This window comes from Marinomonas fungiae, assembly GCF_001418205.1.
GTDB lineage: Bacteria > Pseudomonadota > Gammaproteobacteria > Pseudomonadales > Marinomonadaceae > Marinomonas > Marinomonas fungiae.
In genome coordinates this window covers 150,735-166,453 of sequence record NZ_LIQF01000004.1, presented here as the reverse complement: position 1 = coordinate 166,453, position 15,719 = coordinate 150,735, and the positions used below count along the sequence as shown (strand labels likewise).

The window sequence follows — 15,719 nt, the reverse complement described above, 5'->3', positions numbered from 1 at the left end:
GACGGTCGAAGGGAGGCACGACCGGAGATGTGCGTAAGCCAATTGAGGGAGTATGCCCAAGCCCAAGAGGGAGCTAACTCTGCTTAAACGGCAATAATTCGTGGGTATCTTGATGGTAGCCACGCACGGCTTCGGCTTCTTCTTTGCAGAAATTGCCAATCGCGTCGCGAAAGCCGGGATTCTCGATGTAGTGAATACTATGGCTGAAGACAGGTTCAAAGCCGCGGGCGATTTTGTGTTCACCTTGAGTGCCTGGATCAAAATGCTGTAACCCTTTTTCGATGCAGAATTCGATGCCTTGGTAGTAACACGCTTCGAAGTGCAGGCAGTCAAATTCTTCGATACAACCCCAATATCGGCCGTAAAGTGAGTGATCGTCGAAGAAACACCAAGATGCGCCTACTGGTTGATCGCCTTTATAAGCCAACACAAGCAAAATCTGCTCGGCCATGCTTTTCACTAGCTGTTGGAAGAAAGCTTCGCTTAAATAGCCTGTCTGACCGCGTTTGGCGTAGGTGCTTTGGTAGCAAATATAGAAGAATTGCACGTCTTCAGGGGTGAGTTCTGATCCTAGCTTTCGTACCAGATGAAGCCCTTGTTGAGCGATTTTGTCTCGCTCTTTACGGGCACTTTTACGCTTACGGCTTGAGAAGTGACTCAAGTAGTCTTCCATGGACTGATAGCCTTTATTAAACCAATGAAACTGGCACGAAATACGGTGTAGGTAATCGTCCGATTGGCTTAAGTGCTTGGCTAAATGTTCGCGGCAAAACAGTAGATGCCAGCTGGAAAACTGACGCTCTTGGTTAGCTTGTGTCAGCACGGGTGCCAGCGCTGCGTAAATGGCGGCGTATTCTTCGGTGTTACCGGTGGGATCAAGATGCGTAAATAATCGCGGACCAGTGACGGGCGAATAGGGCACAGCCCAGATACGCTTGGGGTAATAGTGGTAACCATAGCGTTCATACGCTTCCGCCCATGACCAATCAAACACAAACTCCCCGTGGGAGTGGGTTTTCAGAAAGGTCGGCGCGATCGCTAGCGGCGCATCATCGTCTTCCATCACCAGTAAGTATTCTGGATACCAACCCGTGCCATCACCGAGGCAGTTATGTTCTTCGAGAGCTTGGTAGAAGGCATACTGAGCGAATGGGTAGGAGGTCTCGCCAATGGCTTCTTGCCAACGCTCGTAGCCAATATCCGCTACCGATGCAAACCATTGTGCTTTCATAAAACCTCCGAGACTGACTTTTGCTCTCTGTCTTAACAATCTCGGCTCAACAGCACATCCTTGTGCTGGTTAGCCGATGCCGTCATCCTGATGGCGGCTCTTCGATTAATTGCTAAGCCAAAAAGCATTTTACTGGTTCGAGCAACATAATAGTTGACGCTGAGATAAGATCATAAACTCATCTGAGCACAGTCGTCAGGATGAAGACGCTAACTAATGGGCACAGGGATGTGCCGTTTAGTCAGTGCGAGGAGAGTTTATGATCTTAACGCTGACAGCCTTACATCTCAGCACGAAGCTTTTCAATCACTGATGCTTGATCTGGTCGCTGGTGCAGCCACATAAAAAAAGCTTCTGCCGCTTGACCAACCAGCATTCCTAAACCATCTGCCCCCTGAGCACCACGGGCAAATGCCCACTGCATAAATACGGTTGGTTCAGCGCCATAGACCATATCGTAGACCCATGTTTTATTGTTCACGAGGCTATCTTTCAAAGGAGGAAGCTCGCCGCCAAGGCTGGCAGAAGAGCCATTGATAATAATATCGAAAGGGCCTTTTAGATCATCAAAGCTTGAATAGTCGCAGTTGAAAAGCAGCGCCAGTTCTTCGGCTTTCTCGACCGTTCGGTTCGCAATGACGACAATATCCGGATTTTGTGCCATCAAGGGTCCCAGCACACCGCGTACAGCGCCGCCCGCCCCAATGATTAGGACTCGTTTGTCTTTTAACGGTTGCTCAAGCACTTTAACAATATCGCGCACCATGCCAGCGCCATCGGTGTTATCACCGTACAGTTCACCGTTTTTGCCCATCATCAATGTGTTCACTGCACCGGCTTGCTCTGCGCGTTTACTCAGTTTATCGCACATATCAAAAGCACGCTGTTTAAATGGTACGGTGACATTCATACCCAAGCCGCCAGCAGAGAAAAAGTCACGTACTTGCTGCTCAAAGCCTTCTAAATCACCCAAAATCTTACGGTAATTAACTGCCAAACCCGTTTGCGCTGCAAACGCGTGGTGAATGTCTGGGGATTTACTGTGTTCTATTGGGTTACCGATTACCGCGAGCTGTTCCACTATACACCTCTAAAACTTGTACTTAAGGCCCTATGGGCTCATTTCTTGTTGCGTTATGACGTCTGCCGACCCAGCCAATCACGGCCTGTCAGGTAGTAATCCGTCAGCACTGCTTCGGGACTCCCTACTTCAGGCTCATAACCATAGGTCCATTTTACTTCTGGTGGTAAAGACATCAGGATTGATTCTGTACGACCCGCGCCACTTTGCAAACCAAAGTGTGTGCCACGGTCAAATACCAAGTTAAATTCGACATAGCGACCACGGCGATGCAGTTGGAAATCACGCTCGCGCTCACCGTAAGGCGTGTCTTTGTGTTTAGCAAGAATGGGGGCGTAGGCTTCGATGTAGCCATTGCCCACCGCTTGCATCAATGCGAAGCTTTCGTCGAACGGTAACTCATTGAAATCATCAAAGAAAACACCTCCGATACCACGATGTTCTTGGCGGTGTTTTAAGAAGAAATACTCGTCACACCAAGCTTTAAAACGATCGTAGTAGTCTTCGCCAAATGGCGCCAAGGAGTCGAACGCTTGCTGGTGCCATTGGATACAGTCTGCATCATCACCGTAATAAGGGGTCAGATCAAAACCCCCACCAAACCACCAAACCGGCTCTAACCCCTCTTTGTGCACGACAAATAAACGTACGTTGGCATGGGAAGTTGGGGCGTAAGGGTTACGCGGGTGGATGACCAAAGACACCCCCATGGCCTCAAAGCTACCACCCGCTAATTCAGGTCGATCCGCCGTAGCAGACGGGGGCAGTTTGTCACCTTTCACATGAGAGAAGTTCACGCCACCTTTTTCAATGACGTCCCCCGCTAGCACGCGTGTACGCCCCATACCACCATTATCCCGTTGCCAAGCGTCCTCATGAAAGCGCGCACTTGGCTCAAACGTTTCAAGACGCTGGCAAATACGGTCTTGAAGGCCCATTAAGAATTCTTTGACGGCATTGATGTTTTGCTCAGTTACTGCGCCCACATTCGGCTCCCATTCATGCTCATGTTTGAGCAGCATTCTAACACTGTTCCCGCCCTTGAAAGAACGCAAAAACGTTGGGAATTGGCCAACCGCGACCCGCAAGACTTCATGCTACAATCGCTTGCTAATCACCTACACAGAAACACTCTATGCCCTTTTTGCGCCTTGTTAATAGCCTTCTTTGCATCATGCTAGCTAGTACCGTATCAGCTCAAACGATACGCGTGGGAGGTGATTCGAACTATCCGCCCTACGAATTTATCAACAGTGCAGGAGAGCCAGATGGCTACAACACGGAGCTCACTCGGGCTGTCGCTGAGGTGATGGGCATGGATGTCCAAATTGAGTTAGGCCCGTGGAATCAGATGCGCAAGCGTTTAGAGGCTGGAGACATTGACGTGGTACAAGGCATGGTTGCATCAGAGGAACGCAGCGGACGTTACGCCTTTGCGCCACCTCATGCCTTGGTTCACCAATCTATCTTTGCTCGGCTAGGCAGTACGAAAATTACCGACCTAGAACAATTAGTAGGTAAAGAGGTGATTGTCCAACGAGGGGGGGTGATGCACGATTACTTCGCACAGCACTTCGTTAACGCCAAACTGATTCTAGTAGAATCCCATGCTCAAGCCTTGCGTTTGTTGGCATCAGGACAACACGACTATGCCGCCGTAGCAAATTTACCAGGGTTGTATTTGGGGAAAGAGCTTTCACTGTCCAATATTGAACCCATCGGGCGCCCCTTTAACGGCAAACATTATGGCTATGCCACGCTCGCAAACAATGCCGAGTTGCTAGCTCAGTTCAGCGAAGGCTTAGCCATACTGAAAAACACTGGCAAACAACAACAGATTTACGATAAATGGCTCGGCCCCTTGAACGCAAATCAAGGTATCCCATGGCGTCAAATTGGCCAAGTCACGGCGGTAATCTGCGCTATCCTGTTGCTCATTCTAGCCGTGATTATGGTGTGGAATCGGATGCTTACCAAGGAGGTGAATCGTCGCACGTTGGAACTTAAACAACAGCAACGCCAATTGGTTCAAGCAGATAAAATGGCGTCTTTAGGGGTATTGGTTTCGGGCGTAGCCCATGAGATCAACAATCCTAGCAGTCTACTGTTACTCAACTTACCCGTACTCCAAGAGTTCCTCGACGATGTCGAACCTATTCTTGACGAGTATTACCAGCAGCATGGTAACTATTATTTGGCGGGGCTGCCTTATTCGCAACTGCGCGAAGAGCTACCAGCTATGTTGCAAGATATGCTGGCTGGCTCACAAAAGATTCGCCATATAGTAGATGATTTAAAGGACTTTGCTCGCGAAGCACCTGATACCACCTTCGAGTTAGTCGACCTAAACAAGGTGCTGGCACTCGCCATCCGCCTAGTCGATAAAACCATTCGTCAGAGTACCGATCATTTCAACGTCTCGTATGGTGCAAACCTACCGCCCTTATATGGCAATGGACAGCGGATTGAACAAGTGTTGATTAACCTGATCGTCAACGCTTGCCAAGCGCTGGAACATACGGGACAAAGCATTAGTATCCGCACCTACATGTCCACCCCGACAACGCTTGCATGCGTGATTGAAGATCAAGGACGAGGGATAGAGCCAGCGTTTCTTGAACGTCTTTGCGATCCGTTCTTTACTACACGCCGTGAAGAGGGTGGCACAGGATTAGGGCTTTCGGTTTCAAGCCGAATTATTCAAGAACACCAAGGCCAACTCACGTTTACCTCAACACCTGGACAGGGGACACAGGCCTTACTCACTTTTTCGGTAACGCAGGAGCTTAGCCATGCACACTAGTTGCTACCCGCAGCGGGGAATTCTATTAGTCGATGACGAAGAAGCATTTTTACGCAGTATGAGCGTCGCTTTGGAACGCCAAGCAGGCTTTAGCCACCTATATCGCTGCCAAGACAGTCGGCAAGCCATGTCCATGTTGGCCACACATCCGATCGGCATCGTGCTGTTGGATTTGACTATGCCATACCTATCGGGCGAAGAGTTACTTAGTCAAATCAGCGCTCAGCACCCAGATATCAGTGTCATCATTATCAGTGGTCTAAATCAGCTTGAAACCGCCATGGATTGCATCCGCTCCGGCGCGTTTGACTATTATGTCAAAACCACCGAAGAACGACGCTTAATCGACGGCATTAAACGCGCCGTGCAAATGCAGCAAATGCAAGCAGAGAACCAAGCCCTACGACAACGGGTACTCAGCGATACTCTAGAGCAACCAGAGGTTTTCGCTCAGGTCATCACACAAAATAAGGCCATGAGAGCGATTTTTCAGTACCTAGAGTCCATTAGTACCAGCCTTCAACCCGTGCTCATCAGTGGTGAGAGCGGGGTCGGCAAGGAACAAATTGCACAAGCCATTCATACACTGAGCCGCAGTCATGGACCACTTATTAGCGTCAACGTCGCGGGTCTCGATGATAATGTCTTTTCAGATACCCTATTTGGTCATCGCCGGGGGGCTTTCACTGGAGCGGATACAGCTCGCTCAGGCATGATAGAACAAGCCACAGGCGGCACCCTGTTTTTAGATGAAATTGGTGATTTAAGCCCTGCTTCACAAGTAAAATTACTGCGTCTTATTCAAGAAGGCGAATATTACCCATTAGGAAGTGATCGCCCCAAACGCCTTCGCGCACGCATCATCGCCGCCACCCATCAAGATCTAGAAGCCAAGCTGGCCAGCAACGATTTCCGTAATGACTTGTATTACCGCCTTAAGGTACACCATGTAGAAGTGCCTCCCCTGCGTCAGCGACTCGATGACTTGCCACTTTTGTTGGATTACTTCCTTGCCGAGGCTGCAAAGGAGTTAAGCAAAAGCACGCCTACCGCTCCCAAAGAACTTTATGCATTACTGAGTCACTATCACTGGCCGGGGAATATTCGCGAGCTAAAAGCGTTGGTTTACGATGCAGTGAGCCGCCATAAAGCCCGCGTGTTGTCGATGGATGTCTTTCGGCAAGTAATCCATAGCGAAAGCAAAACGCTCGATACCTCCGCTAACGCTTCAGATCGCGTGTATTTTCCCAGCGAGAAACCGCTGCCAACCGTACAAGAAATCAACCAGTTATTGATCGATGAAGCCATGACCAGAGCCCAAGGCAATCAGTCCCTTGCCGCACGTCTTATTGGTCTCTCACAACCAGCGCTTAACAAGCGTTTAAAGAAAAGCGCTCCTTAAACACCTATGCCAGAAGTTATAGATATAACTTCTGGCATAGCCATCTAGCTTATTGATAAATAAAGTCTTTTATCGTTTTGACGAAATTCCTATAACACTTTGCATACCCATTCCAGTATGTCGCTACGCATCAAGCGTCAATTTTTCTTTATAAAAATCAATCAATTACCTTCGCATTAACTTTCTGGCACAAGGTTTGCCATAGGCATAGGGCGCAAAAAACAAAACATTACAACAAAGAAAGCGAAGGAATCACTATGCAAACAACTCATAACTCCCGAAAACGTGGTGGGTGGGGCGCTATTCCCCTATGGCAAAAAATCTTAATTGGTATGGTACTTGGTGTGGCCGTGGGGGCCATATTTGGTCACGATGCCGAGGTTTTAAAACCCATTGGTACACTGTTTATTAAAGCCATCAAAATGCTGATTGTACCGCTCGTTTTTTGTTCTCTAGTGGTCGGTGTTACCTCCATGCAAGACACTACGAAAATGGGCAGAGTGGGCTTGAAAGCGATCGTCCTTTATCTTGGGACTACGGCTATCGCCATCAGTATCGGCCTTGGACTAGGTACAGTTTTTACCCCAGGCGCAGGATTGGATATGCAAGTAACCAGTACGGATCAGGTGGTTAAAGAAGCGCCAACCTTAATCCAAACGCTGCTGGCTATGATTCCAACCAACCCTGTGGACGCCATGGCGGCGGGCAATATTCTGCAAATCATCGTCTTTGCTCTGGGTTTAGGCGTGGCACTGACGCTGACTGGCGAGAAAGCCAAACCTGCGATTGCTCTCTTTGAAAGCTTAGCAGAGGCTATGTACACCTTAACGGGGCTGGTTATGAAGCTTGCACCCTACGGCGTATTCGGCTTAATGGCTTGGGTATCGGGCAAATATGGCTTGGACATTCTACTGCCGCTTATCAAAGTGATTTCGGTCGCTTACTTAGGCAGCATTCTGTTAATCGTCGTATTTTACAGTGGCTTGCTGTCTCTATTAGGGCGACTTAACCCGATCCACTATCTAAAAGGCATTATCACACCTGCTGCGGTAGCATTCACCACCAGTAGCAGTGCCGGCACGCTGCCAGCGAGCATCAAAGCTTCCCAAGAAGAGCTGGGCGTATCATCGAGTATTTCAAGCTTTGTCCTGCCGTTGGGCGCAACGATCAATATGGATGGCACGGCGCTGTATCAAGGTGTGTGTGCCTTGTTCATCGCCCAAGCATTTGGCATAAATTTAGAGTTTGCCGATTATGCTTTGATCGTCGCAACTTCGACTCTGGCTTCGATTGGTACCGCAGGCGTGCCTGGTGCAGGTTTGATTATGTTATCGCTGGTACTGACGACCGTTGGTTTGCCATTAGAAGGGCTCGCCATTGTTGCGGGTATCGACCGAATCCTAGACATGGCCCGAACCACCGTGAATGTCTGCGGCGATATCATGGTGTCTACTTTGATTGCTAAGAGTGAAAAAGAACTCGACGAAGGGATTTATACAACCAGTAAGTCGTAACGCGTATTTGCCCTCCGATTAAATAAACCTGCTTGTTTAAGAGCAGGTTTATTTATATCTGGCCCTTATCATTAGGCTAAGCGATCAACCAACTTACGCCACGGCGCCACGGCCATGTCAAAGTGTTCAACATTGCCTGTGGCGCTCACCAGCACCGATGCGCCATGTAAGCTGGCAAGAATCTGGCTGGCATAGGCTTGCGCTTCTTCGGTAGGCATCCAGCCTTTTTTCATATAAGACACTATCGTCGCTAGCCAGTCGAATTTCATAGCGTAAAATTCCGACATGGCTTGTAACGTTGCCTCATCCAACAAACTCTTCTCCGCAGCAAGCACAGTACACAGGCTGACATGATCTTGATCGACGACATTCGCTTTAAAGTCATCAATAAATTTATTTAAGGCCTTTTGCGCCGCTTGGCGTTTTTTCTTCGGTAACACCAAACGCTCGGCATAATCTTCGCTGTAGCGCTGCATCACGGCCGCACTCAGGTCTCCCTTGGTCGGGAAATGGTAATGCACACTAGCACTTTTGATACCGACTTCCGCGGCAAGATCACGAAAACTCATTGCCTTGTAGCCGTATTTCAGCATGGCACTTAGAGCGGCATCCAAGATCGCAACCTTCGTTGGATTTTCAACCTTAGTAGCAGCTTCAAGCTTTGACTTCATATCCATCGTTCATTTCCGTGTTTAAAAAACCATCATTTGATAGATTCATTTTTAACCGATCGCCTACTGAGACGCTATAGCGAAACCGTATGAATGTTTATAAATCTTATTTTTTTGCATATTTATCAAAAGGTTAAATTGAAATAGACATACTACATGAAATCAATGTTACAAAGTCGATTGACGCCTTCATGGAATGTTATGTATTTTGTATCCAAAATACATAACATTCCAAGGAGAGTTCCATGAACACGCAAGTCTTTCACGGTGTGATGCCAGCATTGATGACGCCCTGCACCGCAGATCGCACACCAGACTTCGATGCTCTGGTCAAAAAAGGCCACGAGATGATCGAAGCCGGCATGTCCGCAGTGGTTTATTGCGGTTCCATGGGGGATTGGCCCTTACTCAGCGACGCAGAACGAATGGAAGGGGTAGAGCGCTTGGTGCAGGCAGGCATTCCAGTGATTGTCGGCACGGGGGCGATCAATACCAAATCCGCGGTAGCACTGGCTGCTCATGCGGAAAAAGTTGGCGCGGCGGGTTTGATGGTGATTCCACGAGTGCTGTCTCGCGGCAGTGTTATTGCAGCCCAGCGTCACCACTTTAAAGCAATTCTAGACGCCGCACCAAGCTTGCCATCGATTATCTACAACAGCCCCGTGTATGGCTTTGCCACACGCGCAGATTTGTTCTTCAGCTTACGTGCTGAGCATCCTAACTTGGTCGGTTTTAAGGAATTTGGCGGCGCGGAAGACTTACGCTATGCAGCGGAAAATATCACCTCTCAAGACAACGATGTATTGTTGATGGTCGGCGTAGACACCGCGGTCTATCATGGTTTTGTCAATTGTGGTGCCGTTGGCGCCATCACTGGCATTGGTACTGCTTTACCGAAAGAAGTACTGTTACTAGCAGAGCTTTCTCGCCGAGCGGCTCAAGGCAACGCTGAAGCGCGTTTGCGCGCTAAGGAACTCGAAGAGGCCATGTCCGTGCTAGCCAGCTTTGACGAAGGCCCTGAGCTGGTGCTGTTCTTCAAATACTTACTTGAACTCAATGGCGAACCGGAGTATCGCTTACACTTTAATGCGACCGATGAATTGAACGCCGCCCAACGTCATTACTGTGAGCAGCAATACGCTTTATTTAAAGCTTGGTTCCGAGATTGGATCAAACAAGGGGGAGTGCTTTTAGAATGTTGGTAATCGACAGTCATACAGAAGGTGAACCGACCCGAGTCGTTGTAGAGGGCGGTCCAAACCTTGGCAAGGGTACACTGGCAGAACAAGCCAAAGTATTGGCCACAGAATATCGGGATTTTTACCGCTCTTTAACCTCAGAACCCTACGGTCAAGAAGCCATGGTCGGCGCGCTATTGGTCGAGCCTAATGACCCTAGTTGTGTTACCGGCGTGATTTATTTTGATGCCGCCGCTGTAATTGGTATGTGCGGCCATGGCACCATGGGGGTCGCCGCGACCCTGGCGTATCTAGGCAAAATCGGCGTTGGGACGCATCGTATTGAAACACCAGTAGGGGTGGTCGAAGTCACCTTGTCAGATGCCAATACGGTAACGGTGCAAAATATCCCAAGTTATCGCTTCAAAAGAGCCATTAGCCTTGATATTCCAGAACTTGGTACGGTGACGGGCGATATTGCTTACGGTGGCAACTGGTTTTTTATCATTGATCAAAGCCCCGTCCCCGTGACGCCAAAACATCTACGCGAGCTCACGGAAGCGGGCATCAAAGTGCGCGAAAACCTCTATGCCAAAGGCTTAACTGGTGCGCATGGCGGCATTATCGATCACATTGTATTTTATGGCCCAGCTCTCACCGAGGCGGGTCACAGTCGCAATTTTGTCCTGTGCCCTGATAACGCCTATGACCGTTCACCCTGCGGTACCGGAAGCTCCGCGCGCTTAGCTTGTCTGGCTGCGGATGGCCGTTTAGCAGAGGGAGCAGAAATTTATCAAGAAAGCACCATTGGCAGTGGCTATACCTTGAGCTACCAATGGGCAGACTCAACAAAGCAAGCTGTGATCCCTAAGATTACCGGACAGGCGTTTGTGACGCGTGAAGCTAAGATGATCAACAACCCCAGCGACCCATTGCGTTGTGGAGTAGAGCTATGAGTACCGCCACACCGATCCAAACCGAGGTACTGGTGATAGGCGCTGGCATTATCGGCATTAGCATCGCATTAAAACTGCAAAGTGAAGGCAAACAGGTCACGGTCTTAGACAATCAAGATCCCAAAGCGCGTACCTCGATGGGCAACGCAGGCGCGTTTGCCTTTGCCGATGTCATTCCTTTGGCAACCCCAGGTATTATGAGTAAAGCGCCGAAATGGTTGCTCGATCCATTAGGGCCTTTGTCCATTCCTCCGCGCTATGCGCTCTCTATTTTGCCATGGATGCTGCATTTTTGGCGTGCCAGCTGGAAAGACCGCTATCATCAGGCCCTAAGTGCGCAATCCAGCTTGATGAATTTGTCCAAAGCGGCCCTTGAACGCCAAATAGAGACGACTCAAGCGGAACATCTTATTCGCCGAGAAGGGCAGTTGCAGCTGTATCAGGGGGAGAAAGAGTTCCTAGCGTCTTTGGCGGGATGGCAAACGCGCAAGCAGCATGGGGTAACATTCGAGCTTTTGGAAAGCCCCGAAGCCATTGCCGCGATCCAGCCAGGCCTCGATAAAAGCTTCACCCACGCAGGCTTCACTCCAGAATGGAAAAATACCGTGCATCCAGCCAAGTGGCTTACTCACTTATCGCAAGCGTTTGTCGATGGCACAGGTCAAATACTCAATGATCACGCCCAACTCATTGAATTAAAAAGCGATTCAGTCTTTGTAAAAGGGCAGACATGTAACTATCAAGCGCAGCAAGTCGTTGTCGCAGCAGGGGCTTGGTCAAAAACTTTAGCGGCGTCCATTGGTGACAGTTTGCCATTGGAGACTGAGCGAGGGTACAACACCACCTTGCCCGCAGGCGCGTTTGATTTGAAAACCCATATCACCTTTAGCAATCATGGCTTTGTGGTTTCTAAAGTAGGTGACCAAATCCGAGTGGGGGGAGCAGTAGAGCTGGGTGGCTTAACACTGCCCCCGAATTATCAGCGCTCACAAATGCTACTCGATAAAGCCAAGCGCTTTATGCCAACACTGAAAACCGAAGGCGGCGAGCAATGGATGGGCTTTCGTCCGTCGATGCCAGACAGTTTACCGGTTATCAGTCGATCGAGCCGCTCCGACCTCGTAGTGTACGCCTTTGGTCATGGGCATTTGGGCTTAACGCAATCGGCGGGCACCGCTGAAATCGTCAGTGATTTGATTCATCAGCGCCCATCAGCTATCGATATCGCGCCTTTCTCAGCGCAGCGCTTTTAAACTATTTTTTAAGGAATTGAAATGAGTGAGAACATTACTCTAAGCCTAGAAGAGGTTCGTCAGCTAAGTGAATCCGTACTGACCAGCAATGGCTTTAACCAAGCCCATGCCCGCGCCATCACCGATATTATCTATACCAACCAACTGGGCGATTGCCATTCCCATGGTTTATATCGCCTGTTTATGTGTGTCGAGAGCATTCGTTCTGGCCGCGCCAGTGGTACCGCAGAACCGACTATCATCGATGCAGGGCCAGCTGTCGTACGCGCTAACGCAAACGATGGGATTTCGTTGCTCGCCATGCAGGCCGCCATGCCATTGTTGATTGAAAAAGCCAAACGCAACGGCATTGCAGCGTTGGCGATCAACCGCTGCTTTCATTTCTCAGCCCTGTGGCCGGAAGTAGAAAAGCTATCTGAAGCAGGTCTTGCTGGCATGGCCATGCTACCCAGCCACGCATGGGTCGCTCCAGCGGGCGGCACACGCGGTTTATTGGGCACCAACCCGTTTGCCTTTAGCTGGCCGCGCCAAGGCAAAGCACCATTTACCTTTGACTTTGCCACCAGCCAATTTGCTCGCGGTGAAATTGAGCTTTATCGCCGTGCAGGCAAGCCTCTGCCAGAAGGCGTGGCGATTGACCACGAAGGCAAGCCCACCACAGATGCCGAAGCCGCCATGCACGGTGCCATGCTGACCTTTGGTGGCCATAAAGGTTCAGCGCTGTCATTGATGATTGAGTTGATGGCAGGGCCATTAATTGATGACTTAACCAGTAAAGAAAGCATGGAATTTGCCGAAGGCAAACCCGAAGCCCCGTATCATGGCGAGATCATCTTGGCGTTTGATCCGAATCTGTTAAGCGGTGGCCGTGTGGCGGAAAATAATGAACGCGCTGAGCGCTTATTTGCGGATGTGATTGACCAAGGGGCGCGCTTGCCGTCACAACGTCGTCAAGCCGCACAGGCGTTTAACTTAGAGCGTAACGCTTTAGAGATTCCCAAAGCGCTTTACGACGACCTACTGAAACTCAAAGTCTAAAGCCAAACAACGACGCGCTTTCTAACAGGAAAGCGCGTCGTTTTTAAAAGAACCTCATCAAAAGATTAATCTAATGAGGCGAAGATCAGGTCTTCTGGTAATAATGCCGTGGGAATGTCTTGGAAACACACTGGGCGTAGGAAGCGACGAATCGCCATGGTGCCCACCGAGGTCGCGCCAAAGTTGGTCGAGGCAGGGTAAGGTCCGCCATGAACCATGCTGTCACAGACCTCGACACCGGTCGGAAAACCATTCGCCAGTACACGTCCCGATTTTCTCGCCAAAATAGGCATCAAGCCCTTCGCGGCAGGGTAATCCGCTTCATCAATATGTAAGGTGGTGGTGAGCTGCCCTTCCAGTTGCTCTGCGACAAGCTCAAATTCAGCCAGATCCTCGGCCATCACCACAATGCCCAATGGCCCAAATACCTCATGGGCTAACTCTTTATTCGCCAGCCATTGCTTTGCCGTGGTTTGATATAAGAAAGGCATTGCACTGCGACCTTGGCACTGTGAACTTAACACCTCCAGCGCACCATCTTGCGCTGCCATTCGCTGCTGTCCAGCACGATACGCTTCGGCAATGCCTTGAGTTAGCATGGTTTGCTCAGGTACAGATGACAAACTATTACTCATCATAGAAACAAATTGCTCTGCAGTATCCCCTTTCATCACCACGGCGACGCCAGGATTGGTACAGAACTGTCCCGCGCCCATGGTGAGTGAATTGGCCCAACCTTGGGCTAAGGCCTCGCAGCGATTGCCCAACGCATGAGGGAAGATAAACATCGGATTAATCGAGCCGAGCTCACCAAAGAAAGGAATCGGCTCAGGACGTGCCGCACACAGATCAAAGAGCGCACGGCCACCTTTTAAGGAGCCGGTAAAGCCTACCGCTTTGATCAGCGGGTGCGTCACAAGGGCTTCCCCCATGGCAAAGCTTTCGCCGCTGTCTTGCAGAAACGAGAACACGCCTGCGGGCATCTGACACTTTTCAATCGCTGCGTGAATCGCCTCGGCAACAATCTCTCCCGTACCAGGGTGAGCAGGATGGCCTTTGACCACCACCGGACAACCCGCCGCCAACGCCGACGCCGTATCCCCCCCAGCGGTCGAAAACGCTAACGGGAAATTGGACGCACCAAACACCGCCACTGGACCAATCGGTTGCTGCATCAGTTTTAAATCCGGTCGAGGCAAAGGGATGCGCGATGGCAATGCTTCATCACAACGACGATCAAGATAGGTGCCCGATAAAATATACTCGGCAAACAGACGCAGCTGACCACAGGTGCGTCCTCGTTCACCTTGTAAACGCGCTTCTGGCAAGCCAGTCTCAGCGCAACCAATCGCAGTAATCTGCTCCGCACGGGCTTCAATCTCATCCGCTATGGTATGCAGAAACTTGGAGCGCTCTAAACGTGAAGTTTGACTGTAGGCGTAAAACGCAGCTTCCGCGGCTTCGACTGCCGCGCTCACATCCTCAACTCGGCTTTTACAATAACTGACCGGAGTGCCGTAAACAGGTACGGATTCGAAACGATGTTCTGTTACAAGCCATTGTCCCGCAATGAGAAATTTACCGTGAGGATGAAACGTCATAGAGCACTCCGTATGCAAACAGTTATTTGTATTTTGTATCCAATTTCATTGTTGACGATATAGCTCAGTGATACAAGGGAAGAATAGATGAAAAATGGAGAAAGGAGGGAAAGAGGTTTTGCTTCTCTACTCAGGATACATGAATACCCTGTCATGCTTTGAGGAAGCCACCAAAACAATTTTTCAGCGACTTCTAGCGCTTGCGCGTAGAGCTAAAAATTGATTTTGGCGGCTGTAATCTGAAATTAAGTCTGCTCGCGGCCTTTCTGTACCCATTCTAATACCTGATGTTTGGTATTGATGAGGTGGGCACGCAGCATTTCCGTAGCACCTGCCACATCGCGGGCTTTAGCATGGTTGAATAGCGCTTGATGATCGTGGCGCGCTTGGTCACGCTGATTGGTAATGTCGATATGCAATCCCACATAGCGTGTGGCTTGTAGCGTCACGCGCTCCAGCAGCGTTTCGGTAAGCTGACGTCCCGCTGCACGATACAAACATTGATGGTATTGGGTGTTGAGCGGCCCCCAATCTGCAACGGCACCCGCGTTATAAGACGCGTCCATCTGCTTAAGCAAATCCTCACACTCAGCAAAGTCTTGCTCGGTCATTTTCGGGATGGCGCGCTGGAACAAGTCGACTTCTAACAGCGTACGCAGGTCAAAGATCTCGGCGATTTCTTCTAAGGTGTGCTTGGTCACCGTGGCGCCACGATTATTCTGAAATACGACAAGGCCTTCAGCATCTAAGCGCTTGAGCGCTTCACGTACTGGCATACGCGAAACATCGTATTCTTCCGCGAGCATTTCTTGGCGAATCAAAGCCCCTTCTTCTAGATCGCCAGATAGGATGCGCTGACGCAGATCAGCAACAATAACATCTGGCAGGCTTTGTCTAACCACAGCTCGCTTCGGGGTCAAGGGAATCTCCTTTCATGATTCTATACATATTAGTTTTAGGCGGATTATACCCAATAAAAAGTACAACAGCT

General features: G+C 49.8%; 13 protein-coding genes. 7 read left to right on the top strand and 6 right to left on the bottom strand.

The features are described 5' to 3' along the window. Positions 1-73: 73 nt before the first annotated feature. The 3 genes from ASC49_RS07760 to hemF all read right to left on the bottom strand — a co-directional run bounded on the left by ASC49_RS07760 (position 74) and on the right by hemF (position 3,298). Positions 74-1,231, bottom strand: coding sequence for a GNAT family N-acetyltransferase (locus ASC49_RS07760; RefSeq protein ID WP_055462674.1), 1,158 nt, complete (start codon positions 1,229-1,231; stop codon positions 74-76). A 280-nt stretch (positions 1,232-1,511) separates the two neighbouring features. Continuing rightward, positions 1,512-2,312: a shikimate dehydrogenase gene (gene aroE / locus ASC49_RS07755; RefSeq protein ID WP_082443762.1), complete on the bottom strand. Its 801-nt coding sequence runs from the start codon at positions 2,310-2,312 to the stop codon at positions 1,512-1,514. A gap of 53 nt (positions 2,313-2,365) precedes the next feature. Then, positions 2,366-3,298 carry an oxygen-dependent coproporphyrinogen oxidase gene (gene hemF, locus ASC49_RS07750; protein ID WP_281175777.1) on the bottom strand — a complete coding sequence of 311 codons (933 nt, stop codon included), beginning with the start codon at positions 3,296-3,298 and terminating at the stop codon, positions 2,366-2,368. Between the two features lie 149 nt (positions 3,299-3,447). Here hemF and ASC49_RS07745 point away from each other — a divergent pair, with 149 nt between their 5' ends. From ASC49_RS07745 to ASC49_RS07735, 3 genes are all read left to right on the top strand, one after another. Next, the gene (locus ASC49_RS07745; RefSeq protein ID WP_055462671.1) at positions 3,448-5,115 is read left to right on the top strand and encodes a transporter substrate-binding domain-containing protein; all 1,668 of its coding nucleotides are present in this window, start codon (positions 3,448-3,450) and stop codon (positions 5,113-5,115) included. Then, the gene (locus ASC49_RS07740; RefSeq protein ID WP_055462670.1) at positions 5,105-6,517 is read left to right on the top strand and encodes a sigma-54-dependent transcriptional regulator; all 1,413 of its coding nucleotides are present in this window, start codon (positions 5,105-5,107) and stop codon (positions 6,515-6,517) included. The genes ASC49_RS07745 and ASC49_RS07740 overlap by 11 nt, the downstream gene beginning before the upstream one ends. Positions 6,518-6,774: 257 nt before the next feature. Beyond that, the gene (locus ASC49_RS07735) at positions 6,775-8,031 is read left to right on the top strand and encodes a dicarboxylate/amino acid:cation symporter (RefSeq protein ID WP_055462669.1); all 1,257 of its coding nucleotides are present in this window, start codon (positions 6,775-6,777) and stop codon (positions 8,029-8,031) included. Between the two features lie 71 nt (positions 8,032-8,102). On the opposite strand, the gene ASC49_RS07730 is transcribed toward ASC49_RS07735, so the two are convergent. Further along, positions 8,103-8,708, bottom strand: coding sequence for a TetR/AcrR family transcriptional regulator (locus ASC49_RS07730; RefSeq protein ID WP_055462668.1), 606 nt, complete (start codon positions 8,706-8,708; stop codon positions 8,103-8,105). A gap of 239 nt (positions 8,709-8,947) precedes the next feature. Here ASC49_RS07730 and ASC49_RS07725 point away from each other — a divergent pair, with 239 nt between their 5' ends. From ASC49_RS07725 to ASC49_RS07710, 4 genes are read left to right on the top strand one after another with little or no spacing between them, the layout of a single operon-like run. Then, the gene (locus ASC49_RS07725) at positions 8,948-9,907 is read left to right on the top strand and encodes a dihydrodipicolinate synthase family protein (RefSeq protein ID WP_055462667.1); all 960 of its coding nucleotides are present in this window, start codon (positions 8,948-8,950) and stop codon (positions 9,905-9,907) included. Beyond that, positions 9,898-10,836: a 4-hydroxyproline epimerase gene (locus tag ASC49_RS07720; protein ID WP_055462666.1), complete on the top strand. Its 939-nt coding sequence runs from the start codon at positions 9,898-9,900 to the stop codon at positions 10,834-10,836. Before ASC49_RS07725 ends, ASC49_RS07720 begins: the two co-directional genes overlap by 10 nt. Beyond that, positions 10,833-12,089 (top strand): NAD(P)/FAD-dependent oxidoreductase, encoded by a 1,257-nt coding sequence (locus tag ASC49_RS07715; protein ID WP_055462665.1) that lies wholly within the window; start codon positions 10,833-10,835, stop codon positions 12,087-12,089. The genes ASC49_RS07720 and ASC49_RS07715 overlap by 4 nt, the downstream gene beginning before the upstream one ends. 21 nt (positions 12,090-12,110) lie before the next feature. Then, positions 12,111-13,127, top strand: a complete 1,017-nt coding sequence (locus tag ASC49_RS07710; RefSeq protein ID WP_055462664.1) for an Ldh family oxidoreductase — start codon at positions 12,111-12,113, stop codon at positions 13,125-13,127. A gap of 65 nt (positions 13,128-13,192) precedes the next feature. Here ASC49_RS07710 and ASC49_RS07705 read toward each other — a convergent pair whose 3' ends face one another. Together ASC49_RS07705 and ASC49_RS07700 are read right to left on the bottom strand one after the other, a co-directional pair. Beyond that, complete coding sequence (locus ASC49_RS07705) at positions 13,193-14,728, bottom strand: aldehyde dehydrogenase (NADP(+)) (RefSeq protein ID WP_055462663.1); 1,536 nt, start codon at positions 14,726-14,728, stop codon at positions 13,193-13,195. A gap of 245 nt (positions 14,729-14,973) precedes the next feature. Continuing rightward, positions 14,974-15,648, bottom strand: coding sequence for a GntR family transcriptional regulator (locus tag ASC49_RS07700; protein ID WP_055462662.1), 675 nt, complete (start codon positions 15,646-15,648; stop codon positions 14,974-14,976). Positions 15,649-15,719 lie beyond the last annotated feature (71 nt).